The following is a 23,994-nucleotide window of genomic DNA, read 5'->3' on the forward strand; positions in this document are numbered from 1 at the left end:
GGTGGGGCCGTGACCGCGCCGGGACGGGTCGCGGTCGCCGGGCTGCTGGGCGCGGCGGGTGTGGCGGGGTTGCTGTTCTCGCCGGTGTTCGGGCTGTTCTCCTTGCTGCTGCCCGTTTCCGTCGTGCTGGTGGCGGCCTTCGCGGCGGTCGAGGTGTGCTTGCGGTGGCCGGGGCTCGTGCCGGTGCGACCGGTTCTGGTGCTGGTGCTGGGTTTGCTCGGCCTGGTGGAGTCGGTGTTGTTCCCGACGACCGTGGCGGGGTTGCCGACCGGCGCCTCGATGAGCGCGTTGTGGCGTGGCGGGACCCAGGGCTGGCTGCTGACGTTGCAGTCGACGTGGCCCGCGCGGCCGGAGCCGGAGTTGCTGCTGTTCGTGCCGTTGGCCGTGTTGCTCGCGGTGGTGCTGGGGACGGAAGTCCTGCTGCGGTCCCGGGTTCCGGGCGCGGCGTTGCTGCCGGTGCTCGCGGTGGCCGGGTTGGCGCAGCTCTACCGGCCGGTGAGCGGCGTCGCGGCGGTCGGCGCGGGGGTGGCGTTCGCGCTGCCCGCGGGGCTGGTCCTGGTGCGGCGCACCACCGTGAGCGGGGCGCGGGTCCGGCGGGCGGCGGTGCTGGTGGTCGCGGTCGCGGTCGGCGCGGTGGCGTTGGGCGGGTTCGACCCGTTGGGGCGCACGCCCGTGCGGCTGGAGGGTGACGCGGTCGCGTTGCGCCAGCACCGGGTCGGCAACCCGCTCAACGAGGTCGCGCGGCGGCTCGCGGAACCCGAGCGCGAGGTGTTCCGGTACCGGGCGGACGCGCGGGTCGACCGGTGGAGCCTGGTCGTGCTGGACGGGTTCGACGGCGCGAACTGGACCGCCGACCCCGACCTGCGCCGCCTGGGCGCGCGTCGCGAGGGCGCCGGCACCCGCACCGCCGAGGTGACCGTCGAGGACCTCACCGGGCCGTGGCTGCCCTCCCAGCCCACCCCGCTGGTCGTGGACGGCCTGGCCCCGCTGGTGGACGAGTCCGCCGGCACGCTCCTGCTCGACCGGGCCGCCGGCCCCCGCCGCTACACCCTGACCTGGTCCGAACCGGGCGTGGACGGCGACGCGCTGGGCGCGGGCACCGTGGACCCGCGCGCGGACGGCGGCCTGGGCGGGGTCGGCGCGGTGCCGCCGGAGGTCGGGCGGCTCGCGCAGGAGTCGGTGCGCGGCCTGCGGCCCACGGTCCAGTCGGCCTTGCAGCTCGAACGGTTCCTCGCCACGAACTACCGGGTCGCGGACGGCCGGGACCTGCCGACCGGCAGCGGGTGGCCGCACCTGCGCCGCTTCCTCACCGAGACCAGGCGTGGCACCAGCGAGCAGTTCGCCGCCGCGTACGTCGCGCTGGCCCGGCTCAACGGCATCCCGGCCCGGCTGGTCGTCGGCTACCGGGGCGGGGCGCGCGACGGCGGCGGTTCCTACGTGGTGCGCAACAAGGACGTGTTGGCCTGGCCCGAGATCGCCGTGACCGGTGTCGGCTGGGTGCCGCTGGACCCGACCGCGACGGCCGTCGCCGGCGGGGTGGTCGAGGCGGAGTCGACGGGGCTGGCGAAGGCCGCCGCGCAGGCGCGCGAGCAGTTGCCGCCCGAGGACGAGTTGCGCCCGCCGGAGCAGCCGCGCGAGGACGTCGAGGTGCCCGCGACGGCGTTCGACGTCGGGGTGGTGACGCTCGTGGCCGGGGCGGTCGCGGTCGGGTTCGCCCTGTGCTGGCTGGTCGGGGTGCCGCTGGCGAAGGCCGTGCGCAGGCGGCGGCGTCGGCGGCGGACCGGGGCGGACGGCGTGGTCGCGGCGTGGGCCGAGGTGTGCGACCGGCTGCGGGCGCACGGCGTGCCGTTCCGGATCGGCATGACTCCGCGCGACCTGGCGTCGGCGGCGGGCGAGGCGACGGCCGGCCCGATCACACGGCTGGGGCGGGTGCTGGACATGGCGCTGTGGTCGGGGGTCCCGGTCAGCGACGGGTCGGTGCGCAAGGCGTGGCAGGAGGAGCGGCTGGTGCGCGGGGTGCTGGCCGCCCGGCCGCGCGGGGCCCGGCTGCGGGCGGCGCTGGACCCGCGTCCGCTGTTCGGTCAGAGCGTGCAGCGCGCGCCGCGCACGGCGACCGGTTCGCTGGTGTAGACGGCTTTGCTGTCGGTGCCGCGGACCTGGAAGCAGTAGCGGCGGCCCGGGTCCACGGGGACGCGCAGGCCGTGTTTGCGGTGCGCGACGAGCACCATGGTCTGGATGCCCTCGCCCGCGACGACGACGGCGAAGTCCAGCTCGCCGTTGGCGCTCCAGGTCAGCTCGACGTGGTCGCCCTGGTCGGCGGGCGGGTCGAGGACCAGGGTGACCTGGGCTGCTTCGGTGGTCTGGGCGGTCCTGGGGGGTTCGCTCGCCGCAATCGGTGGTGTGGCGGGCTCGTCGCCGGGGAGGAGCAGGGGGACGGCGATCAGCGAGGCGACCACCAGGCCGACGCCGACCAGGGCGGGGGTGCGCCAGGCGCGGGTGCGGGTGGCGGGCGCGGTGCCGTCGGTGGTGTGGACGAGGGTGCGGCCGGATGGGCGCGGCGTGTCCACAGTGGACGGTGTGGGCGGGGTGGCGAAGTCGTCGAAACCGAGGTCTGGCCGCGGGACCGGTGGCGCGGGCGGGACCGGTGGCGCGGGCGGCACCGGCGGGACCGGCGGCGCGGGCGGCACCGGTGTCGTGGGCGGGACCGGTGGTGCGGGCGGGGCCGGTGTCGTCGGGAGCACTGCGGGCGAGGGCGGGGTGGTCAGCAGGTGTTCGAAGAGGTGGGCCAGGTGGCCCGCGTCCGCGGGGCGGGCGGCCGGGTCCTTCGCCAGCAGGCGGCTGATCGCGTCGGACAGCTCGTGCGGCAAACCCTCGCCGCGCACGGGCGGAACCTGTTCGCGCAGGACGCGCAGGATGCGTTCGCCCGGCGGCTCACCGGTCCGGCGCGGGAACGGCGGCGCGCCCGTCAGCATCGTGTGGAGCACGGCACCGAGGCCGTACAGGTCCGACGCGGGGGTCCGGGTGTCGTCCCGCAGCGTCTCCGGCGCGGTGAACTCCAAGGCGTGCGTGGGATCGCGCGGGAAGCGCTCGCGCAGCGACAGCCCGAAGTCCGACACCACGAACTCGCCGGACCCGTGCCACAGCACGTTGTGCGGCGTCACGCCCCCGTGCACGACACCCACCGAGTGCGCCGCCGCGAGCGCGCGCGCCACGGCCAACCCCACACCCAGGGCGTCGCGCACACCCGGCGACCCGACCCCGGACGACAACAGGGCCGCCAACGACCCGTGGCACAGGCGCATCCGCACGCCCGACCGCCCGTCCGGCAGGTCCAGCACCCCGTCCACCGGCAGCACCTGCGGGACACCCGCCGCGGACAGGGCCTTGCGCTCGCGGTCGAGCCAGTCGGCGGTGTCGCGGTCGAACTTCTCCGCGTACACCTTCACCGCCACCTCGGCCCCGGTGTCGGCGAGCCGCGCCGCGTACACGGTCGCCACCGGACCGGACGCGAGCAGCCTCGGCGCGATCACCGTCTCCACGAGCCCACACCCCTCGTCCACGACACGCGCCGAGCGTAGGAACGCGCCCGCGCGCCCGACGCGCGGTGGCCGCTTCATGCCTCGCCCGCCCGCGCCGCGCCCGGCGGCGCGAAGCTGCTCCCCATGCAGACTACCGGCCTGGTCAGGGTCACGGTCGCCGCTCCGCGCCGGCGCATCGACCTGGCGCTGCCCGAACACGCGGCGGTCGCCGAGGTGCTGCCCGGCCTGCTCGCCCGCGCGGGCGAGGGGCTCGCCGACGACGGGGTAGCCGGCGGCGGCTGGGTGCTGCGCCGCGCGGACGGGACGGCGTTCGACCCGGACCGGACGCTCGCGGCGCACCGGGTCCGCGACGGCGAGGTCCTGCACCTCGCGCCGCGCCGCCTGGAGTGGCCCGAGCTGGAGTACGACGACCTGGTGGACGCCATCGCCACCGGTTCCGGCCGCGACCGCGCGTGGGGTCCCCGGCACACCCGCCACGCCGGGCTGGCGGTCGGGGCCGCGGCGGTCCTGCTCGCGCTGGTCGCGGTGGTCCGCGCCGGCCCGTCGTGGACGACGCCCGCCTTGTGGTCGCTGGGCGCGGCGGTCCTGCTGGTGGGCGCCGGGGTTGTGCTGGCCCGAGCGGTCGGGGACGCCGCCGCGGGCGCCGTGGTCGCGGCCGTCGCGCTGCCGTTCGCGTTCACCGGCGGTGGTCTCCTGCTCGCGGGCGACCGGCCGCTGACCGACCTCGCCGCCGGGCACCTGCTGCTCGCCGGATCGGCGCTGCTGCTGTTCGCCCTGGCCGCCCACCTGGGCGTGCCGGCGGCCCCGGCGCTGTTCGCGGGCGCGGTCACGGTGGGCGCGCTGTGCGTGGTGGCCGGGTGGCTGGGCACCGCGGGCTGGTCGCCGCACGAGTGCGCGGCGGTCGTGGCCGGCGGTGTGCTCGCGCTGTCGCCCGGGTTCGCGCCGCTGGCGCTGCGCCTGGGCCGGGTGCCCATGCCCGTGCTGCCGCGCACGACCGCCGACCTGGTCCGCGACGACCCCCAGCCGCCGCTGCCGCTGGTGCACCTGGCGGTGGTGCGGGCCGACGCGCTGCTCACCGGGATGCTGGCCGGGTCCGCGCTGGTGGTCGCGGGCTGCCAGGTGGTGCTGGTGCGCGGGGACGACACCTCCGCCCTGGTGCTGGTGGGCGTGGTGGCCGTGGGGCTGTTGTTGCGCGCGCGGCTCTACCCCGTGGTGCGCCAACGGGTTCCGCTGCTGGCGGCCGGGGTGACCGGGGCCGGGTGCCTGGCGGTCGGCCCGCTGATGACCGACGTGGCGCTCGCCGGCGCGGTGCAGGCCCTGGTCGCGGCCCTGGTGGTGGCGGCGGGGATGGTGTTCAGCACGCGCGTGCCCAACCCGTACGTGGGACGGTTCGCCGAGTACGCCGAGATCCTGGTGGTGGTCGCGGTGGTGCCGCTGGTGTGCTCGGTGCTGGGCCTGTTCGGGTACGTGCGCGGGCTGGGGGGCTGAGCGGTGGCGTCCAAGCGGGACCAGTTGCAGGCCTACCAGTTCCTGGTGCAGCGGGCCACGTCCGCGCTGGTCACCGGGGAGACCGACCCGGAGCAGCCGCCGTTTCGCCGCCCGGTCGGGGCGACGTTCGCGGGCATCGCGCTGGCGATCGTGGCGCTGGCGTGCGTCGGCGTGTACGGGATGGTCGTGCCGGGCGGGAACGGCGCGTGGCGCAAGGACGACGCGGTGATCGTGGAGAAGGAGACCGGCACCCGGTACGTCTACCTGGACGGCCGGCTGCACCCGGTCGCCAACTACGCCTCCGCGCTGCTGCTGGTCGGCAGCCACGGCCCCACGGAACGGGTGTCGCGGGACTCGCTGGTCGGCGTGCCGCGCGGCCCCCGGCTCGGCATCGCCGACGCGCCGGACGCGCTGCCCGGCCCCGACCGCCTGCTGACCGGGTCGTGGTCGCTGTGCTCGGTGCCGGCCGGTGACGCGGCGGGGGCCCGGGTGGAGGAGTCCGTGCTGCTGGTGGGCGCCGCGCCGGACGGCGGCGGTGAACCGGGGGACCGGGCGCTGCTGGCCGAGCTGGCGCCGACCGGGGAGCGGTTCCTGGTGTGGCGCGGGAAGCGGCACCGCATCGACGACTACCCGGCCGTGGGCACGGGGTTGGCGTTGAGCGCGCAGCCGTGGGCGCGGGTGGGCCGGTCGTGGCTGGACGTGCTGCCCGAGGGCGCGGCCATCGGCCCGATCGCGGTGCCCGGCGCGGGTGAGCCGTCGAGCGCCGTGCCCGGCCGCGCGGACCTGCGGGTGGGCACGCTGCTGGTGGTGCGGACGTCCGGCGGCGGGACGCAGCACTACCTCGCGGGCCGTGACGCGTTGCAGCCGATCACCGAACTCCAGTACGACATCCAGCGCGCGTACGCGCCCGTGCTGGCCGCTTATCCCGGCGAGGAGCCGAAAGCCGTCCCGCTGGCGCCGGCCCTGGCCGCGTCGGCGCGCAAGCTCGAACCCGCCACCGCCGACGCCCCCACCGCACGCCCGGACTTCATGCCGTTGCGGAACGGGGAAGCCGCGGTGTGCGCGACCTTCGCCCCGGACGACCCCGCACCGCGCCTGCGCGTCGAACCCGTGCTGCCCCCGGCCGACCCGATGACCGCGACCACCCGCCGCGACCCGAAGGGCACCCCGTTGGCCGACCGGGTGCACGTGCCGCCGGGCTGGGCCGCGGTGGTGGAGGCGATGCCCGCGCCGGGCGCGCCCGCGGGCACCCTGACCGTCGTGACCGACCTCGGCCGCCGCTACCCGCTGGCGACGCCGGACGTGCTGGGGGTGCTGGGGTACGCGTCGGCCAAGCCGGTCCGGCTGCCCGCGACCCTGGTCGCCCGCCTGCCCGAGGGGCCGGGCCTGGACCCCGGCGCGGCGGCGCGGCAACCGTGAGTCACTCGGGCGACATGGCGTCCATGATCAGGGTGACCACGTCGCCGTACAGCCCGTTGCGGACCACGCCCGGCTCGATGACCTCCTGCAACGCCAGCCCGAGGAACAGGCCGTTCATGCCCATCGCCAGGTCGGTGGCCGTCATGTCCGACTTGAGGGTCCCGCTGTCCACCTCGTGCTGGATCAACGCGCCCATCATGTTCCGGATCGTCCGCCCGCCCTCGGAGAACCGCGCCCGCACCTCGGGGTCGCGGGCGGCGGCGAACAGGAACTCCATGTGCAGCAGGAACCAGTCCGGGTTCGCCTTCAGGTCGGCCATGGACCAGTCGGTGGCGACCCGCATCCGCTCGCGCAGCGAGCCCTCGGCGGCCAGGAAGACCTGCGCCAGCGCCTCGGCCCGCTTCGTCGTGGTCTGCTCGTAGAGCGCGAAGAACAGGTCCTGCTTGTTCCGGAACTGCGAGTAGACCGCCCCGTGCGTGTACCCGGCCTCCTCGGCGATGTCCCCCACCGACGCGCCGGAGTAGCCCTTGCGCGCGAACACCCGGGCCGCCGCCTCCAGCAGCTCCACGCGGGTCCGCGCGGCGCGCTCGGCGCGGGACTGTCGGTTCTGGGTCACCGCATTACGTTCCTCATCCGGATTGCGACTGCAATGTGAACAACGGCTCCACGATAGCCCATGTGGTGGTGGTCGAGACCGCGGTGTGAAAGTCCCGCCCCGACCGGCCCCTGTGCCCGCTCCCGAATTGGCGTAGACCAATCAGGGACCACGCACAGACGTTGGAGCGCAACGAGATGAGACCAATCACCCTCGCGGTGGCCGCCTGCCTGCTCGGCGCGTCGACCACCGCGGCCGGGGCCCACCCCGGACCCTCCACTCCGGACAGCACCATCCCACTCGTCACGGGCGACGAGGTCGTGGTGCACGAGGTCGCCGGCCGGGACGTGTACGTGCCCCGCGCCGGCAAGGGCCGCGAGCACATCAGGTTCGCCCGGTACGAGCTGCCCGGCCGCCACTTCGTCGTCCCGTCCGACGCGGCGGCGGCCGTCGCCGCGGGCACCGTGGACGAAGCCCTGTTCGACGTGGACGCCCTCGCGCGCAACGGCCGTGAGCTGGCGCTGATCGTCCAGGGGACGACGTCCGGCCGCACGCTGCGCAGCCTGTCCGGCGCGGCGCTGCGCGTCGACCGGGAAGGCGCGGCCCGCGTGTGGGCGCGGCGGTCGCCGGGGCAGAAGGTGTGGCTGGACCGCCGGGTCGAGGTCGCGCTGGACCGCACCATGCCCCGGATCGGCGCGCCCGACGCCCTGGCCGGCGGCCACACCGGCCAGGGCGTCGAGGTGGCCGTGCTGGACACCGGTGTCGACGGCGACCACCCCGACCTCGCGGGAGCCGTGGCCGAAGCGCGGGACTTCACCGGCAGCGGCACCGAGGACCGCCACGGCCACGGCACGCACGTCGCCTCGACCATCCGGGGCGCCGGCGACACCCGCTACCGGGGCGGCGCGCCCGGTTCGACCCTGCTGTCGGGCAAGGTGCTGGACGACGGCGGCAGCGGCTACCTGTCGTCGCGGGCATGGAGTGGGCGACCGCGCGGGGCGCCCGGGTGGTGAACCTGAGCCTCGGCGTCAACGCGCCCAGCGCGGGCGACGACGTGATGTCGCTGGCCGGACGCGGCGCGAGCGGTGCGCCAACCCGTGCACGTGAGCCCCGGCGCGTTGAACTTCGGCCCGATCCACGAGGCGAGCACCACCCGGGACCTGACTTTCCACAACACCGGGCCGAACCCGGTCACCCTCAAGACCGCTCTCGACCCGCCGGGCCTCTTCACCGTCGATCCGGAGATCGCCGTCCCGCCCCGGTCGACCGTCACCACTCGCGTGCGCGCGGACATCAACGCGTCCGTGCGACCCGGCCCCTACAGCGGTCGGCTCACCGCGTCCTCTGTGGACGGTTGGCGGGTGAGCCTGCCGATCGCGCTCACCAAAGAGGCCGTCCCGCACCGCAACGTGACGATCAACGCCTTGGACAGCAACGGAAACCCGTTCACCGCATACCCGCTGTGCGTCAACCTCGACACCGGCGAACGCTGCCCGTTCGCCTACCGCGAGGACGGCACGCTGCGCACGCGAGTCCCGGTGGGCCGTTACCTGGTGGCCACCAACGTCTTCGAACAGGACCGCGTGTCGGCCGTCGTGCACCCCGGCCTGGAGATCCGCGAGGACACCACCGTCACCCTGGACGCCCGCACCGCCAAGCAGTCCTCGGTCACGCTGGAACGGCCGGTCGACGACCAGGGCGCGATGCTCACCGTGGCCTGCGACACCCCGGCCGGCAAGGCGATGTTCGGCGCGACCACCGCGCGCACCCCGGAGCTGCACATCACTCCGGCCGCCGGCACGCCGCAGTGCCGCAGCACCTTCGGCACGGTCCACCAGTCCGAACTGGACAGCTACCACCTGGTCTTCCACCAGTCCGGCGGCATCCCCGACCCGACCTGGCGGCCGAAGGACGCGGACCTGGCCGCCGTCCGGGCCCGCCACGCGGTCCAGGGCGGGCGACCGCAGAAGGTGGTGAAGAGCACCGCCCCGATCGTGGACGGCTGGTTCGCCGTCCCGTACAACACCACCACCCTCCCGCAACCCGGCACGCGCACCGAGTTCCGCTCACCCGGCCCGTGGACCTGGTACACCTACGCCAACACGTTCAGCGGCGACACGTTCCTGTCCCAGCAACTCGCCCACACCACCCACGAGAAGCCCGGCCGCACCACGGAACGCTGGAACGCCGCCGTCTTCGGCCCGAGCCTGGCCCCGGTGGACAGCGCGGCCCACCGCTACCACGACACGATGTTCTTCCAGATCCCGCTCTACGGCGACCAGAACCCCGACCACGCGGGCTTCATGCCGGGCATGACCGGAACCGTCGGCCTCTACCGCGACCACGACCTGCTCTCGCCCGGCTCCCTGCCCTACGGCAACGTCAGCGCGTGGGCGCAGGCCCCGCCCGAGCCCGGCCGGTACCGCCTGGTCGTGGACGCCACCCAGGAGACCACGCCGCTGTCCAGCCGGATCACGGCCGAGTGGGTCTTCCACTCGGCCCGCACCACCGACCAGGTCCCGCTGCCGCTGCGGGTGATCCGCTTCGCCCCGCCGGTGGACGACGAGAACAGCGCCCCGCGCGGCCGTGAGTTCCGCGTGCCGGTCACCGTGCAGGGCACCGGAGCGCCCGTCATGGGCATCTCGGCGTTCGCCTCCTACGACGAGGGCGGGACGTGGCGGCCGGTCCACCTGCTCCCCGCGCCAGGGGGCTGGGAAGCCGTCCTGCACCACCCGGCGGACGCGGGCACGGTGTCCCTTCGGGCGACCGCCACGGACGCCGACGGCGGCAGCGTCAGCCAGACCGTCCTGCGTACGTATTACTTGAAGTAACAGGAAAATCCGGTGGGCGGCCGGCCGGAACCGGTCGTCCACCGGATCGGTCCAGAGGGGGAGGTCACCCTGTGTCCGTGAAACTTCCAGGGGGTTCGCCGGGCGTGCGCGGCGTTATGGTGTCCGGATGGTCGCCACGACGTCGACGATGTCGCCGCTGCCACCCGAGCTGAACGAGATCGTGCGCGGTCAGCTTGGCCGGCTGCCCCAGCTCGCGGACGAGCTGGCCCGCCTGCTGAGCGAGAAAGAGGAGTTCTACCGGAGGCTGGAGCACAGCTCGCCGCAGGAGCTGCGCAAGGTCTGCGAGGTGAACCTGGGGCGGGCCTTCCGCGCCTTCCTGGAGGCGCGCGAGGTGGACGTCGAGACCGCGCGCAAGACCGGGCGGGCGCAGGCGCGGCTGGGCATCCCCATCTCGGCGGCGCTGCGGGCGTTCCGGATCGCGGGGACGTTCGCCTACGAGGGGATGCTGGAGCACGCCGTCGGGCCGCGCCAGCTCACGCCCGAGCAGCTGCTGTCGGCCAGCGCGACCGTCTGGCACATCATCGACTCGTTCTCCGACGTCATCGCCGAGGCTTACACGGAGGTGGCGACCGACTCCGCCCGGTACGACAACAAGGCCCGCCTCGCGCTCATCGACGGCCTGCTGGACGGCCGGTTCACCCGGCCGGAGGAATTCGAGGACGCGGCGCGCGTGCTGCGGCTCCCGGCCGAGGGGCCGTTCGTCGTCGTGTACGCCGAGCCGCGGGCCGAGGACGACCGGGGCCTGTCCGGGCTCGTGGACCCGCGGTCGCGGGCGGTGTGGCGGCGCACGGCCGAGGGCGAGGTCGGCGTGGTGCCGGTGGAGCGGTCGGCGGACCTGCGGGCGCTGCGCCAAGCGTTGGACGCCGCGTCGTTCCCGGTGGGCGTGAGCCCGGCCGTGGCCGGGCTGCGGCTGCTGCCGGCGGCGCTGCGCCGGGCCCGCATCGCGCGGGCGTGCCTCGCGCCGGGGGAGACCGGGGCCGTGGGCTTCGGCGACCGGCCGGTCACCACGATGGTCGCCGGCGCGCCCAAGCTGGCCCGCGAGCTGGCCAAGGAGGTGCTCAAGGACCTCCTCGCGCTGCCCGAGGCCGAGCGTGAACCGCTGCTGCGCACCATGCAGGTGTGGTTCGCCGAGCACGGGTCGGCGCGGGACGCGGCGGAGCGCCTCTTCGTGCACCCGAACACCGTCCGGTACCGCATCCGGCGGGTGCAGGAGCTCACCGGGCGTGACCTCACCGATCCGCGCGGTATCTCGGAGCTGTACCTCGCGGTGGAGAGCGTCCGGCTGGAGAGCTGACCGCGGACCTCTGTCCCCGCGCACAAAGCCGGGAGCGCCGGTTATCCCCGGGGACAATGTTGGTTGTCCCGCTGGACCGTTCGTACGCACCCGCAAGCCCCTGAACGGCCTGTGACGTGCCTCGCAGGGGGTGCCTCGACCACGCTGTGACCCCGATCACATTCTAAGAAGTGACTCACGGGTTTTACCGTTGAGTAACTTTCGGACGGTGTGACCTGCGTCTCAGTGTTGAGGAGCGAGCCGATGCGCCATGTGGGCCTCGAACTGTCCGTGGTGGTGCCCGTCTACAACGAGGAGCGTCGGCTCGGCGCGAGCCTGCTCGGCCTGGCCATGGCGCTGAACGGGACGGCGGCGGAGATCGTCGTGGTCGACAACGCGAGCACGGACGGGACCGTGGACGTCGTCCGGGAGAGCTCCCGGGTGGCGGTCCCCGTGCGGCTCGTGCACTGCCCGGACCGCGGCAAGGGCGCGGCGGTCCGGGCCGGTGTGCTGGCCGCGCGGGGCCGGTACGTGGGGTTCTGCGACGCCGACCTGGCGGCGGGCGTGGACGCCGTGCCGGGCGTGCTGCGCCGGTTGCGGCGGGGCGTGGACGTGGTGGTGGGGTCGCGGGCGCACCCGCGCTCCGACGTCCGGGCCCGGCACAGCGTCCTGCGGCACGTCGGCGCGTGGGCGTTCCGGCGCGCGGTGTCCCCGATCGTGCCGGGCATCGGCGACACCCAGTGCGGCTTCAAGTTCTTCACCGCCGACGTGGCGCGGGCCGTGTTCGAACCCCTGCGCACCGCCGGCTTCAGCTTCGACGTGGAGGTCCTGGCCCGCGCCCAGCGCCTGGGCGCGGTCATCGAGGAGGTCCCGGTCCGCTGGATCGACGTGCCGGGCTCCACGTTCGCCCCGCTGCGCCACGGCCTGCGCAGCTTCACCGACCTGCGCCGCGTCCGCGCGGTCCTGGCCGGCGAACCGCGTCCCGCGTGGCGCCCGACGCCGATCGCCGAGGCCGCGTAGATGGGCGCGGAGCTGCGCGGCGCGAACGTCGTCGTGGTGAACTGGCGCGACCTCGGCCACCGGCACGCCGGTGGCGCCGAGGTCTACGCGATGCGCATCGCCGGGGCGTTCGTCGCGGCCGGCGCGAAGGTCACCTTCCTGACCGCCCGGGACCGGGGGCAGTCCGCGACCGACCGGCAGGACGGCATCCGCGTCGTCCGGCGCGGCGGCAGGTGGACCGTGTACCCGCTGGCCCTGCTGTGGCTGCTGGTCCACCGCTTCCGCGTCGACCTGGTCGTGGACTGCCAGAACGGCATCCCGTTCTTCAGCCCGTTGGCGGTGGGGCGGCGGGCCAGGGTCGTCCAGGTGCTGCACCACGTCCACGACGCCCAGTTCAAGGTCCACTTCCCGCCGTGGCTGGCCGCCGTCGGCCAGTGGCTGGAGGGCCCGGCGGCCCGACGCGTGTACCGCCGCGCGGTGACGGTCGCCGTGTCGACGTCCACAGTGGACGCGATGCGCGCCCGGCTGGCGTGGCGGGGCCCGGTCCACGTCGTCCCGAACGGCTCACCCCCTGTCCCGCGCGACCTCCCGGGCCGCGCGGCCGAGCCGACGGTCGTCTGCCTGGGCCGGCTGGTCCCCCAGAAGCGCGTGGACCGCCTGATCGACGCGGTGGACGCGCTGCGCTCCCGCGTCCCCGGCCTGCGGCTGCACGTCGTGGGCGGTGGCCCGGAAGAACCGGCCCTGCGCGCACGGGCGGCCGGCTCCGACGGCGCCGTGTCGGTCCACGGGCACGTGTCGGAGGCTGAGAAGTCCGCGCTGCTGGCCGAGTCCTGGGTCAACGTCACCCTGTCCGACGGCGAGGGGTGGGGGTTGGCCGTGGTCGAGGCGGCCGGCCACGGCGTCCCGACCCTGTGCCACGACGTGGACGGCCTGCGCGACTCCGTCCGGCACGGCGAGACGGGCTGGCTGGTCCCGGTCGGCGAGGACGTGACGGAGGCGCTGCACCGGGTCCTCAAGGAGCTGGTGGACCCCGCCTACGCGGCGGAGACGGCGGACCGCTGCCGCGCTTGGGCGTCCCGCTTCACCTGGACCGACTCGGGTGCGCGCTTCACCGCCCTGGCCGCCGACCTGCTGACCGGGGCGGACTCCGGCGACTGGCTCCCCGGCATGCCCGAGGCGACCGTCGCCCGCTTCGCCCCGGGAGCCCGACCGGTCCTGCGCTGGCCGGGCGCCCGCGTGGGCGACGGCTGGGCGTTGGTCGAGCAGTGCCGGCCCGCGGACCTGTTGGTGGCCCTGCGCGCCGCGGGAGCACGGGACGTCACCGTGCGCGCGGCCAGCGCGGCGGAACGACTGCACGGCGTCGTGGTGGACCACGCCGAACGACCGCACGGCGTCGTGGCGGACCACGCGGCCGGCACAGAACCCCGGCCGTCGTGACGGCCGTGAACGTTGGAGGAGGACAGTTGCGTCGCTACGTCACCTTCGCCCTGCTGGGCCTGGGGGTGTTCGCCGTGGCCGCCGGCTTGATGCTGAGCCAGTACGCCTACCCGAAGCTCGCCAAGGTCCCGCACGACATCGACACCATGTCGGTGGCCAAGGGCGACCGCATCACCGCGCTGGTCTACGTGCCCCAGGGGGACCGGGCCGTCCCCGAGATCCGCCGAGACCTGAGCCTGACGTCGACCAAGAAGGTCACCGGGGACCGGAAGGCGGAGGAGGTCACCCGGGACGGCGACGTGACCGTGTGGGTCGAGGCGTCCAAGCTGGTGTCCGACAGGGACGGTCTCACGGTGACCGCCGGCGTGCGGTCCGTGTGCCTGGACCGGCACAGCGGCGAGATGGTGACGCCGTGCGAGAACCAGTACTACGAGAAGGAGACGGGGAAGCGCGTCAAGGCCGATCGGGGCGAGGCGCAGCAACCGGGGTTGAGCTTCAAGTTCCCGTTCAACACGGAGAAGAAGACCTACCCGTGGTACGACGGCACCGTGCGGCAGGCGCGCGACGCGCGGTTCGTCGGCGAGGAGACCGTCAAGGACCTGCCGGTGTACAAGTTCGTGCAGGAGATCCCGAGCACCAAGGTCGAGGACCGCGAGGTCCCGGGATCGTTGGTGGGCAAGCCCGGCGTCCCCACGGTCAAGGTCGCTCTGCACTACGAGGTCGTGCGCACGTTCTGGGTGGAGCCGGTGACCGGCAAGGTCATCAACGGTTCCGAGCAGGTGAAGCAGGAACTGCGCGACACCAGCGGCCCGGCGACCACGGTTTTCGAGGGTACGTTGAAGATGACCGAGGAGACGGTGAGCGCCAACGTCAAGGAGACCGAGGCGAACTTGGGCAGGTTGTTCTTGATCACCGGGTTGCCGACGATCTTGTATGTCGTCGGTGGTGTCCTCACTGCCGTCGCTCTCGTTCTCTTGCTGACTGATCGCCGTGGACGGCACCAGCGCTCTGGTGGTTCTCCCACTCGCGTTCAGCTCCCCGTCAACGCTTGATCTCTTCAAGCTCGCTTCGCTTCTTTGGATGCGCTTCGCGCTCTCGGGCCTGACGCGCTGGCGCGCTCTCGGGCCTGACGCGCTGACGCGCTCTCAAGATCAAAAGCGCCTCGCCGGCGGGCAGGCCCCCGGGGGTGGAAGGGCGTCGGTTCGTTCCCCGCACGACCTGCCGGAGGCAACCACCCTTCGCTGTTCTTGGCAACCGGTAGAGCGTGGTTGCCAAGAACAGCGAAGCGCGGTTGGGCTTCGCCCAGGCCGTACGGGGAACGAACCGAGGCCCTTCCTGTGGCTGATAGCCAAAACGGTGGCGCCTTCGGCGCCAGGAGTCGGGTCGGTCCGCTCATCACCGGTGGCGCGCCCGGCCTCCGCGCGCAGCGCGGGCTCTTCTTCGGGCTATCTAGCCACAGGAAGGGCCTCGGTCTTTCCCCCGTACGGCCTGGGCGCAGCCCAACCGCGCTTTGGTCTTGTCCGCAACCAGCTTTTCCGGTTGCGGACAAGACCAAAGGGTGGTTGCCTCTGGCAGGCCGTGCGGGGGGAAGACCGACGCTCTTCCTCCCCGGGGGCCTGCCCGCCGGCGAGGCGCTTTTGATCTTGAGAGCGCGCAGCGCGTAAGTCCTGAGAGCGCGTCAGCGCGTCGAAGCCAGCGCAGCGTGAAGCCAGCGCAGCGTGAAGTAGCGGAGAGATCAGAGTCGAGTCAGAACGAGAACGGCGTTCCAGCTGGCGACCTCGCGCAAACCGGGAACATTGGCGACCCAAGAAGCCCAAGAAGGGTGGTACCTGGGGAAAGCGCGAACCAAACGGGCGTTGTCCTGGGCGCGCACCCAAGCCAGGGCGGCGCCGAAAGAGAAAGCGAACAGGCTGGTGCCGAAGCGGTTCTTGGGCTCGGCGCCGGTCTTCGCCTCGTACCGCCGCGCGGCGTAGTGGCCGCCCAGGTAGTGCCAAGGGGAAGTCTCGTGTCCGCCCCACGGCGACAGCCACGGCGTGAACGACAGGAACACCGTCCCGCCCGGCTTGGTCACCCGGACCATCTCGGTCAACATCTTGTGCGGCTCGGACACGTGTTCCAGCACGTTGGACGAGTAGCACACGTCCACGGCGCCCGTGCGCACCGGCAGGTTCGTCCCGCTGGCCCGGATCATGTCCTGGCCGGGAGCGCCGCGCGCCGACAGCTCGCCGACGTCCGGGTCCAAGCCGACGTACCGGGCGCCCTTGGCGCGGAAGGCATCGGAGAAGTAGCCCGGTCCGCCGCCCACGTCCAGCAACACCCGACCGGCCAACGGCGTGAAGGACTCGACCTGGTCGGCCGAGTCCTGCGCCAGCGTGCGGTAGAACGCGTCCCGGTCGGTCTGTTCGTTGCGGAACGCGCGGAACAGCTTGACGGAACGGCCCAGCGTCGCCGCGTGCACGGGTCAGCGCTTGACGGTGCCGTAGTCGACCACGCCACCCGCGCCGTTGGCGGCGGGCGCGTTGTCCAGTTCGACCGTGCGGTCCGGGCTGTTGGCGCTCACCAGCGCCACGGTGCCGCCGGTCGCCAGGGCGGCGCCCGCCAGAACCACGACGACTGCTGCGACGATCTTGCCCACGGGTCACTCCTCGCGTCGGTGGAACAACAATCTACCGGTCGGTAACCGTTGCCACAACAGAAAACCAGCCAAAATCAGCACCGCGACGACATCGCCCGCCACGATCCAGCCCAAGTCCTCCGGCGCGCGGGTGACCACCGCCCCGGGAACCCGGTACAGCGTCAGCCAAGACCCGGCGAACACCTCGTCCAACCCGCTCAAGTCCGGCACGTCACCGGGCGTCCCGTGCTCCACCAGGACCCACCCGACACCCACCGCCCCCAACGACCCGTCCCGCAGGGCCGCCCGGACACCGGGCATCCGGGTGTCCTCGCCCGGCACCGGAACGCCGCTGACGTTCACGGTGTCATCGACGACGACCGTGCGCGGCAACACCCTCGGCGCGGGGTCCAACTGCGTCCGGTCGCCGTTCCACCCGAACCGCCGGAACGCCCCCAACGGCAAGGCGAGCACGTCCCCGCCACGCGGATCGGCGGCCAACACCTCCCGCACCCGCGCCCAGTCGGCCGGGTACTGAACGGTGTCGAGCCGCCCCCACCCGCCCCAAGCCAAGTCCGGCATCGCCACCACCGGCAACGCGACGGCCACCGCGACCACGGCCTTGTGCGCCCGCGCCAAGGCCTCGACGCCCAAAGCGAACCCGACAGCCAGCGGAAGCGCCCACCACGCGACCCACTTCTGCGCATCCCGCAACAAGGCCGCGCCGGGAACCGAAGCCACCGCCCACTCCAGCACCACTCGCCCGAACGGCAGGTGCGCGAGCAGCGCGAAGACCAACCCCACCCCGCCCAGGGCGACCAACCCGAAGCCCCAACTCCGCACCAGGCGCGGAAAAGCGACCAACGCGACAGCCACCACGGCGACCGTCAACACCGGCACCAGCGGCAACCCGCGACTGGCCGGCACCACGTCGGCGTTCCAATACCCGCCCAACCCCAGCACGGAAACGAAGACCCCGGCCCAGTTCTCACCCTTGGCGGCGAACAACTCCACCGCCTGGGGCGCGGACAACACAGCACCCGACCGGAGCACGGAAGGAACCAGCCAAGGCAGGTTCACGCCCAACGCAACAGCGAAAACCCGCACAGCCCCGCGCCGCCCACAAGCAGCCAACGCGGTCCCCGCCGCGAGCAACCCACCCGTGGGCGTGAGCACGGCAGGAGCCATCCACAACACCAGCCGGGCCAAGGACTTCGGCTCACCAGCCCGCACCGCCAACCCGGCCGCCGCGATCCACGGCAGACAGGCATAAGCCAGCAAGTACGGCCAGTGCCCCATGAACAACCGCTCGGCAACGTAAGGCGTCCACCCGTAAGCGGTAGCCGCAATCAACCGCGTCCCAACGGACTCCGTGGGCACCAAACGCCCAGCACCCCAAGGCCCGAGGAACAATGCCGCCGCCAACAACACCTTCTGCACCACATCGCCGGGCAACAAACCGGTGACGAGAGCCACCACGGCATCGGCAGGCACAGAACGCGCAGGAGTGCTCCCCGCCCCCACGCTCTCCGGCAACAACGACTGCGAAGGCACGAACACCATGTCGTAGGACAGCACAAACCCACGACCCAGCAACGGAAACAGCACGACCAGCGCCAGCAGGCCGCACCAAGCGGGAAGAATCACCTTTCTCATCAAGGGTTCTCACCACACCCGCACCCGGCTACAGTGCGAACCACACCGTTCGCTGACCCCGGAGGTCCGCCGTGGCCGTCAGCTCGAAGAGCCCCACCCGGCAACCCGGCCAAGCGCTCGCGGTCACCGCCGGCGTGATGCTCGCCAACGCCTCCGGCTACGTGCTGACGGTGGTCGCGGCACGGCTGCTGGCCCCGGCCGCGTTCGGCGAACTCGGCGCGCTGCTGGCGGTGCTCCTCGTCGGCGCGGTCCCGGCGATGGCCCTGCAAACGCACGTGGCGCTCAAGGTGGCGGCCGATCCCGACAAGTCGCGCCGCCCGGTGGTGGGCCTCGGGCTCGCGGTGGCCGCCACGACGACGGCGCTGGCCGCCCTCGCCGTCCCCGTCGCGGCGCCGTTGCTGCGCGTGGCCGACGTCGGCGCGGTCATCTGGCTCGCGCTGTGCGTGGGGCCGCTCACCCTCAACGGCCTGTGGCACGGCCTGCTCCAAGGCGACCGCCGCTACGCGTTGTTCGGCGCGCTGGTCGCGCTGGAAGCCGGGGCCCGCGCGGGTGGCGCGCTGGTCGGCCTCGCCTGGACCGGGACCACCACCGGCACGCTCGCCGGCGCGGCCCTCGGCGCCACGGCCTCCACCGCGGTCGGCTGGCTGGCCTGCCGGCGGCCACGCCCGGGGAGGTTCCGGACGAACGACGTGCGGGAGGTGCTGCACGCCGGTCAGGCGCTGCTCGCCGTGGTCGTCCTGGTCAACCTGGACCTGCTGCTGGCCCGCCACGTCCTCCCGGCCGCCGCGTCCGGCGAGTACGCCGTGGGCGCGGTCCTGACCAAGATCGCCTACTGGCTCCCACACGCGATCGCCGTGATCCTGCTGCCCCGCCTGGCCCGCCCGGAGGGCAGCGGCCGGGCGCTGGCCTCGGCGCTCGCCGTCTGCGCGGCCCTGGACGGCGTGGTGGTGCTCGGCGCGGCGCTGTTCGGCCCCACCGCCACGCGGCTCATCGGCGGACCGTCCTACGCCGACACCGCGCTCCCGCTGTGGGCGTTCGCGCTCGTCGGCACGCTGCTCGCGCTCGCGCAGCTCCTGCTCTACGCCCGCATCGCCGGCCGCGACCGCAAGGCGACCCTGCTGGTGTGGCTGGCCGTCGCGGGCGAGACCGCGCTGGTCATGCTGTGGCTCAACGACTCCCCGGCGCAGACCGTCTCGGCCGCCGTCGCCGCCACCGGCCTCCTGGTGGCGTCCGGCGCGGTCGTGGAGGCACGCGCTAGGCGGCACGGTCGAACCACCTGATCCGCGCCGACACCACGGCCGCCAGCGCCACCAGCACCGCCGCCTGCGCGACCGTCCCGTACGCCCACTCCTGGCCGTGCCCGAGCACCCGCCCGGTCACGCTGACGGCCGTCGCCACCAGCATCCCGCCGAGCGCCAACGCCATCGACACCGCACGCCGGTAGTCCGGCACGAGACTGCGCAGGAACAGGCACGACAGCAACGCCACCACACCCGCCATGCCACCCAGCAACGCCAGCAGCGCCACCAACGCCCACGGCACCCACCGGTCCCCGCCGGACGCCACGGACACCTTCGACCGCCGTCCCGGCAGGAAAGCCAGCAGCACCAACAGGACCACGGCCACCGCACCTGCCAGCAACCGCGACCGGTAGGAGTTGTCCGGCACGAACTCCATCGTCACCGTCACGGGACCACCGGCCGCGGGCAACCGCCACGCCTGCTGCCACCCGTCGACCCGGGTCCGCTTCAACGGCGTGCCGTCCACCGCGGCCACCCAGCCGTCGTTGGCGTTCTCCGGCACGGCGAGCACGGCGGCGGGCCCGGCCTCGACCCGCACCTCGCGGTCGGCGGCCTCCCACGACACCACCTGCACCGCGCGGTGCCGCGGCGCCGCGGCCGGGGTGGTCGGCTTGAGCCACACGTCCTGCACCACGAAGTCCGCCGACCGACCGCCGCGCAACTCGTGGTCACCGGCGCCCAGCGTCAACCCCTCGGCCAGGTCCGGGCACGTGGTCAGCCGCAACGGCCGGTGCTCCACCAGGTCCGCGACGGTCCCGGACACCGACGTGTCGTACTCGACCCCGTCGACGCGCAACGGAGGCCCCTGCCCGCACGGCGCGACGACCGGCGCGTCCGGCGGCGAGGCGGGCAGCTCGACCCCGTCCAGCGTCAGCTCGGTGATCCCGGGCGGCCCGTCGAAGCTGTCCCGGCGGACCACGGAGAGCTCCAGCCGGTCGGTCGTTGCGGAGAACTCGACCGATCCGCCGTCGGTCACCGGCCGCCGCACGGTCCCCGCCGGCGTGGTGACGTCCACCTCGATCGGGGCGCTCGCGCCGGAGGCGGGGTCCACGGAGATCCTCAACCCGCGCACCTCGCGCGGCTCGTCGAAGGAGAACCGCAGGGTCGGCCGCTCGTCCGTGTGGTCGGCGATCCACGTGGTCGTCGGGTCGCCGTCGACCGCCGCCGACGGCGCGGCGGCCGGGTCGCCGGCCAGCTGGGTGGACCCCGACACCGCCACCCCGGGCAACCGCACCGGCGGCGTGGCCCCACCGGCGGGCAGCACGGTCCCGTCGACGGTGTAGGTGGCCTTGGCGTCGGTGCGGAACAACCGGTGGACGCCCGAGGGCTCCTCCCCGAACCGGGTCAGGCCCGCGTCGCAGCGCACCACGCCGGCCACCCGCAGGCACGCGAACCTCGGCTGCGCCCCGCGGCTGAACGCGAACCCGGTCCGCTGCCCCTCCGCCGGCGGCGCGTCGGCCGGCACCCGCAACGCCCGCTCGGGCTCGACCCCGGGCACGGACAGCTCCGCGATGCCCGCGTTGCCGGTCGTCCGCCCCGCCGCCAGGGCCAGCACCGTCACCCGCACCCGCCCGGTCAGCCCGGCGGCGACGGCGAACCGCTGCTCACCGGACCCGCGTTCCACCTCGTGCTCGACCTCGCCCGCGTCGGTGGTGATCCGGATGCGGGTCACCGGCCAGCCCACGCGCCGGTCGTCCACCACGCGCAGCCCGACCTCGGTCACGACGCGGGGCGTGTCCAGCGCGACCTCCAGCCACTGCCCGATCGCGCCGTCCACCGTGGAGGACTGCCAGGCCGTGTAGGGGTCGCCGTCCACGGCCGCGAACGGCATCGAGGACTGGTCGGAGCCGCGCACCGAGTCGGCGAACCCGGCCGACGTCGAGGCCGTGATCGCGCGGATGCCCCGGTGCACGGCCACCGTCCGGTGCTCCAGCCCGTCGAACGGCAGCACGTCCAGCGCGGGCCGCACCTGCCTCGGCTGCTCCTCGACGGTCAGCGTCTGGCCCAGGTTGTCCCGCATCCGGCCGACGTTGCGCTCGCGGTTGCGCAGACCGTCGGTGACCAGCCGGTCCGTGCCCTCCGGCGCGCCGCCGTCACCGGCCAGCACGGTCGGCTGGTCGGGGGCGAGCAAGCCCGAGTCCAGCAGCGGCAGCAGCGATTCCGGGCCGCCGCTGACCGTGGCCACGTCCCGCGCCGCCACGGCGACCGCGCGCCGCACGTCCCGTTCGACCTCGTAGACCTCCAGCGCCGGCACGGCGGGCAGCGTCGCGTCCACCTTCACCGGCGACGGCGCGGCCTCGCCGAAGCCGGCCACCCGCTTGATCCCCGGCGACCGCTCCAGCGCCGTGCGCAGCACCGCGATCGGCGGCACGTCGGTCTCCGCGCGGGAGACGTCGTTGCGCAGCAACAGGAACCGGTGCCCGGACCGGGCGAGGAAGTCGGCCAGGCCGGGCGCGCCGCGACCGTCGGCCAGCGCGTCCTCCACGGCGTCCATCAGCCGGGTGTTGCCCTCGGAGCCCAGCGGGATCTGGCTGCGCAGCGCCCACGGCGACCGCGCCAGCGCCTGCACCGGCTCGTCGATCGGCCGGCCCCAGGTGTACTCGGCGAACCCCGTGCCGGGCACGACCAGCGCCCGCGCGTCGGGGTCGGCCCGCTCCAGCCACGCGGTGGCGTCCTCCCAGTGGCCGGGGATCTCGTCCCAGCCGGGGCCCGGCCGCAGGGTGAGCAGCCACGCGGGGGCGGCGGCGACGAGCACCACCAGCGCGCCCGCGACGACCCGCGCCCGCCGGGCCAGGACCGGGGACACCACGCGCCGCAGCAGCGGCAGCCGCCCGGTCAGCGCGTGCGCCAGGGCCAGCGCCAGCGGCAGCCGCAGACCGGGTTCGAGCTTGTGCACGTTGCGCAGCGGCGCGAGCGGGCCGTCCAGCAGGCCCCGGACGGTCTCCGACAGCGGGCTGTCCAGCGCGCCGACGTACCCGATGGTCAGCAGGGTGGCCCCGGTGACCACGCCCAACGTCAGGAACAGCCGCTCGGGCAGGCTGGTGCGGGCGAGGCCGGCCAGCGCGACCGCCGCGAGCACGCCGGTGGCGGCCATCAGCGCCGGGTTGTCCACCAGCAGGAACCCGGCCGGCCACCACGGCGTGCCCTGCACGACGTAGGCCACCCACTGGTTCGTGCCGCGCAGCACCTGGAACAGCGAGGTCGGCGAGGTGGTGTTGGTCGCCGACTCGACGTAGTCCACGAACGGCAGGCTGTACTGGCCCAGCAGCACCAGCGGCAGGAACCACCACAGCACCGCGGCCGTCACCGAGCCGACCCACCACAGGACGAGCTTCACGTGCGGCCACGACCACCTGCGGGTCAGCAGCCACAACCCGGGCAGCACCAGCGCCATCACCACGACCGCGCCGTTGACCCCGCCCATGCCCAGCACGGCCAACCCGGACAGCCCCGCCGCCCGGCGCGGCCCCAGCCGGTCCGCCTTCACCAGCGGCAGCAGCACCCACGGCAGCATCACCGCCGCGAGCACCTCCGCGGTCAGCGGACCGATCTCGGTCAACATGCGCGGGGCCAGCGCGTACGCCAGCGCGCCGACGTGGCGGGCGGGTTCGCTGCCGATGCCCAACGCCCGCGCCAGCAGCAGCGCGCCCGCGTACGCCAGGCACAGCAGCAGCGCGCACCACAGGCGTTGCGTGACCCACGGCGGCAGCCCGGCGAGGTCGCCGAGCAGGAAGAACGGCCCCATCGGGAACAGGTAGCCGTACGCCTGGTTCTGGAGTTCCCCGCCGCTGGCCATGGGGTTCCACAGGTGCAGCGCGCGGCCGAGGAACGCGGCCGGGTCCACGACCAGGTCGAGCTTGGTGTCGAAGGTGGTGCGCCCCGGGAGTTGGAGGAACGACAGGAGCGTCAGCCCCGCCAGCACCCAGGGGGTTGCTCTCGTGCGGATGTCAGCGCCCCCCACCGAGCTTGCGGATCACGTACCGGGTGGACACCCAGTGCGTCGCGGGCTCCGGCGTGGTCGCGGTGTCCACGACCTCGCCGCCGTGCGCGGCCACCACCGCCCGCACCCTCGCCTCGGGCAGCGCCGTCATGCGCATCGGCGCCGGGTAGCCGAGCACCGCCCGCTGCGCGAACCGGACCACCGGGTTGGGCGCGATCCGCCAGCCGATGCCCTTGAGCGTCCACAGTGGACGGGTCGTGCACTGGACCAGGGCCGGCGCGCCCGGCCGCAGCACGCGCACGAACTCGGCGAGGTACTCGGTGATGACCCGCTTGGGCAGGTGTTGCAGCACGAGTTCGGAGAACACCAGGTCGAAGCTGCCGCTGGGGAACACGTGCAGGTCGGGCGACTCGTTGAGCACGAACCGGCAGCGCCCGCCGCTGCGGTCCAACGCCCGCGCGGTCTCCAGCATCGGCACCGACACGTCGACGCCGACGACCTCCTCGGCGTGCTCGGCCAGCGCCTGCGACAGCCGGCCCGCGCCGCAGCCGAAGTCGAGCACCCGGTCCCACCGGGCGGGCAGCCCCAGCCGGGTCAGCCACGCGCGGGCCCGCGCCACGTCCGCGCGGCCCTGGGCGAGGAACTCGTCGACGTCCCACCGGCCGCCGCGCTTGTCCGGCGCCACGCTCACCGCCCACAGCGGGTCCTGCGCGCCGAGCGTGGTCCAGTCCTGACGAACCTGGTCGAAGTCCACCCGATCTCTCCCGGGAGCCGTGGGCTGGTGTCCGGAAGATAGCCACCGGGGCGTTGGTCCCGGCGACAGAGCACGTTGTGCGCCGGGACAACCGGTAACGGGAAGGGGTGGGTTAACGTGCGATGAC

At 74.0% G+C, this 23,994-nt stretch carries 17 protein-coding genes; 10 read left to right on the forward strand and 7 right to left on the reverse strand.

Annotated features, from left to right (window positions below; all coding sequences use genetic code 11):
• Nucleotides 1-9: 9 nt before the first annotated feature.
• Nucleotides 10-2,130 (forward strand): transglutaminase TgpA family protein, encoded by a 2,121-nt coding sequence (locus ABD126_RS08095; RefSeq protein ID WP_343933051.1) that lies wholly within the window; start codon nucleotides 10-12, stop codon nucleotides 2,128-2,130.
• On the opposite strand, the gene ABD126_RS08100 is transcribed toward ABD126_RS08095, so the two are convergent.
• A complete protein-coding gene (locus ABD126_RS08100; protein WP_343933053.1) occupies nucleotides 2,082-3,539 on the reverse strand; it encodes a serine/threonine protein kinase in 1,458 nt (485 codons plus the stop codon). The two genes, ABD126_RS08095 and ABD126_RS08100, sit on opposite strands and share 49 nt — an antisense overlap.
• Before the next feature lie 123 nt (nucleotides 3,540-3,662).
• Between ABD126_RS08100 and eccD the strand changes: the two genes are divergently transcribed.
• Nucleotides 3,663-5,027 (forward strand): type VII secretion integral membrane protein EccD, encoded by a 1,365-nt coding sequence (gene eccD, locus ABD126_RS08105; RefSeq protein WP_343933055.1) that lies wholly within the window; start codon nucleotides 3,663-3,665, stop codon nucleotides 5,025-5,027.
• A gap of 3 nt (nucleotides 5,028-5,030) precedes the next feature.
• A complete protein-coding gene (gene eccB / locus ABD126_RS08110; RefSeq protein ID WP_343933057.1) occupies nucleotides 5,031-6,446 on the forward strand; it encodes a type VII secretion protein EccB in 1,416 nt (471 codons plus the stop codon).
• 1 nt (nucleotide 6,447) lies between these two features.
• On the opposite strand, the gene ABD126_RS08115 is transcribed toward eccB, so the two are convergent.
• A complete protein-coding gene (locus ABD126_RS08115; protein ID WP_343933059.1) occupies nucleotides 6,448-7,062 on the reverse strand; it encodes a TetR/AcrR family transcriptional regulator in 615 nt (204 codons plus the stop codon).
• Nucleotides 7,063-7,238: 176 nt separating this feature from the next.
• Between ABD126_RS08115 and ABD126_RS08120 the strand changes: the two genes are divergently transcribed.
• The 6 genes from ABD126_RS08120 to pgfA all read left to right on the forward strand — a co-directional run bounded on the left by ABD126_RS08120 (nucleotide 7,239) and on the right by pgfA (nucleotide 14,654).
• Nucleotides 7,239-8,054, forward strand: coding sequence for a S8 family peptidase (locus ABD126_RS08120; RefSeq protein WP_343933061.1), 816 nt, complete (start codon nucleotides 7,239-7,241; stop codon nucleotides 8,052-8,054).
• 84 nt (nucleotides 8,055-8,138) lie between these two features.
• A complete protein-coding gene (locus ABD126_RS08125) occupies nucleotides 8,139-9,872 on the forward strand; it encodes a hypothetical protein (protein WP_343933063.1) in 1,734 nt (577 codons plus the stop codon).
• A 127-nt stretch (nucleotides 9,873-9,999) separates the two neighbouring features.
• Entirely contained in the window at nucleotides 10,000-11,187 is a 1,188-nt protein-coding gene (locus ABD126_RS08130; protein WP_343933064.1) for a PucR family transcriptional regulator, read from the forward strand.
• A 243-nt stretch (nucleotides 11,188-11,430) separates the two neighbouring features.
• Nucleotides 11,431-12,186, forward strand: a complete 756-nt coding sequence (locus ABD126_RS08135) for a dolichyl-phosphate beta-glucosyltransferase (protein ID WP_343933066.1) — start codon at nucleotides 11,431-11,433, stop codon at nucleotides 12,184-12,186.
• Nucleotides 12,187-13,602 carry a glycosyltransferase family 4 protein gene (locus ABD126_RS08140; RefSeq protein WP_343933068.1) on the forward strand — a complete coding sequence of 472 codons (1,416 nt, stop codon included), beginning with the start codon at nucleotides 12,187-12,189 and terminating at the stop codon, nucleotides 13,600-13,602.
• Between the two features lie 26 nt (nucleotides 13,603-13,628).
• Nucleotides 13,629-14,654: a cell envelope lipid trafficking protein PgfA gene (gene pgfA, locus ABD126_RS08145; RefSeq protein ID WP_343933070.1), complete on the forward strand. Its 1,026-nt coding sequence runs from the start codon at nucleotides 13,629-13,631 to the stop codon at nucleotides 14,652-14,654.
• A gap of 683 nt (nucleotides 14,655-15,337) precedes the next feature.
• On the opposite strand, the gene ABD126_RS08150 is transcribed toward pgfA, so the two are convergent.
• The 3 genes from ABD126_RS08150 to ABD126_RS38940 are packed head-to-tail and all read right to left on the reverse strand — an operon-like array spanning nucleotide 15,338 to nucleotide 17,872.
• Complete coding sequence (locus tag ABD126_RS08150; RefSeq protein WP_343933071.1) at nucleotides 15,338-16,060, reverse strand: class I SAM-dependent methyltransferase; 723 nt, start codon at nucleotides 16,058-16,060, stop codon at nucleotides 15,338-15,340.
• A gap of 3 nt (nucleotides 16,061-16,063) precedes the next feature.
• Nucleotides 16,064-16,237 carry a hypothetical protein gene (locus tag ABD126_RS08155; protein ID WP_343933072.1) on the reverse strand — a complete coding sequence of 58 codons (174 nt, stop codon included), beginning with the start codon at nucleotides 16,235-16,237 and terminating at the stop codon, nucleotides 16,064-16,066.
• Nucleotides 16,238-16,240: 3 nt separating this feature from the next.
• Nucleotides 16,241-17,872, reverse strand: coding sequence for an MmpA family trehalose lipid delivery protein (locus tag ABD126_RS38940; RefSeq protein ID WP_486374851.1), 1,632 nt, complete (start codon nucleotides 17,870-17,872; stop codon nucleotides 16,241-16,243).
• Nucleotides 17,873-17,943: 71 nt separating this feature from the next.
• Here ABD126_RS38940 and ABD126_RS08165 point away from each other — a divergent pair, with 71 nt between their 5' ends.
• Entirely contained in the window at nucleotides 17,944-19,152 is a 1,209-nt protein-coding gene (locus ABD126_RS08165; RefSeq protein WP_343933074.1) for a polysaccharide biosynthesis protein, read from the forward strand.
• Here the strand turns inward: ABD126_RS08165 and ABD126_RS08170 are convergent.
• Together ABD126_RS08170 and ABD126_RS08175 are read right to left on the reverse strand one after the other, a co-directional pair.
• Entirely contained in the window at nucleotides 19,127-23,095 is a 3,969-nt protein-coding gene (locus ABD126_RS08170; RefSeq protein WP_343933075.1) for an alpha-(1->3)-arabinofuranosyltransferase domain-containing protein, read from the reverse strand. The two genes, ABD126_RS08165 and ABD126_RS08170, sit on opposite strands and share 26 nt — an antisense overlap.
• A gap of 25 nt (nucleotides 23,096-23,120) precedes the next feature.
• On the reverse strand, nucleotides 23,121-23,867 hold the full coding sequence (locus ABD126_RS08175) for a class I SAM-dependent methyltransferase (protein ID WP_343933076.1): 747 nt from the start codon (nucleotides 23,865-23,867) through the stop codon (nucleotides 23,121-23,123).
• Nucleotides 23,868-23,994: the final 127 nt, after the last annotated feature.

The organism is Saccharothrix mutabilis subsp. mutabilis, from assembly GCF_039521145.1.
Lineage (GTDB): Bacteria > Actinomycetota > Actinomycetes > Mycobacteriales > Pseudonocardiaceae > Actinosynnema > Actinosynnema mutabilis.

What these genes read in the sequence shown, in the direction of transcription:
- ABD126_RS08140 (WP_343933068.1), top strand. Translation starts at nt 12,187, where the DNA reads ATGGGCGCGGAGCTGCGCGGCGCGAACGTCGTCGTGGTGAACTGGCGC.
- ABD126_RS08135 (WP_343933066.1), top strand. Translation starts at nt 11,431, where the DNA reads ATGCGCCATGTGGGCCTCGAACTGTCCGTGGTGGTGCCCGTCTACAAC.
- ABD126_RS38940 (WP_486374851.1), bottom strand. Translation starts at nt 17,872, where the DNA reads ATGAGAAAGGTGATTCTTCCCGCTTGGTGCGGCCTGCTGGCGCTGGTC.
- ABD126_RS08130 (WP_343933064.1), top strand. Translation starts at nt 10,000, where the DNA reads ATGGTCGCCACGACGTCGACGATGTCGCCGCTGCCACCCGAGCTGAAC.
- eccD (WP_343933055.1), top strand. Translation starts at nt 3,663, where the DNA reads ATGCAGACTACCGGCCTGGTCAGGGTCACGGTCGCCGCTCCGCGCCGG.
- ABD126_RS08120 (WP_343933061.1), top strand. Translation starts at nt 7,239, where the DNA reads ATGAGACCAATCACCCTCGCGGTGGCCGCCTGCCTGCTCGGCGCGTCG.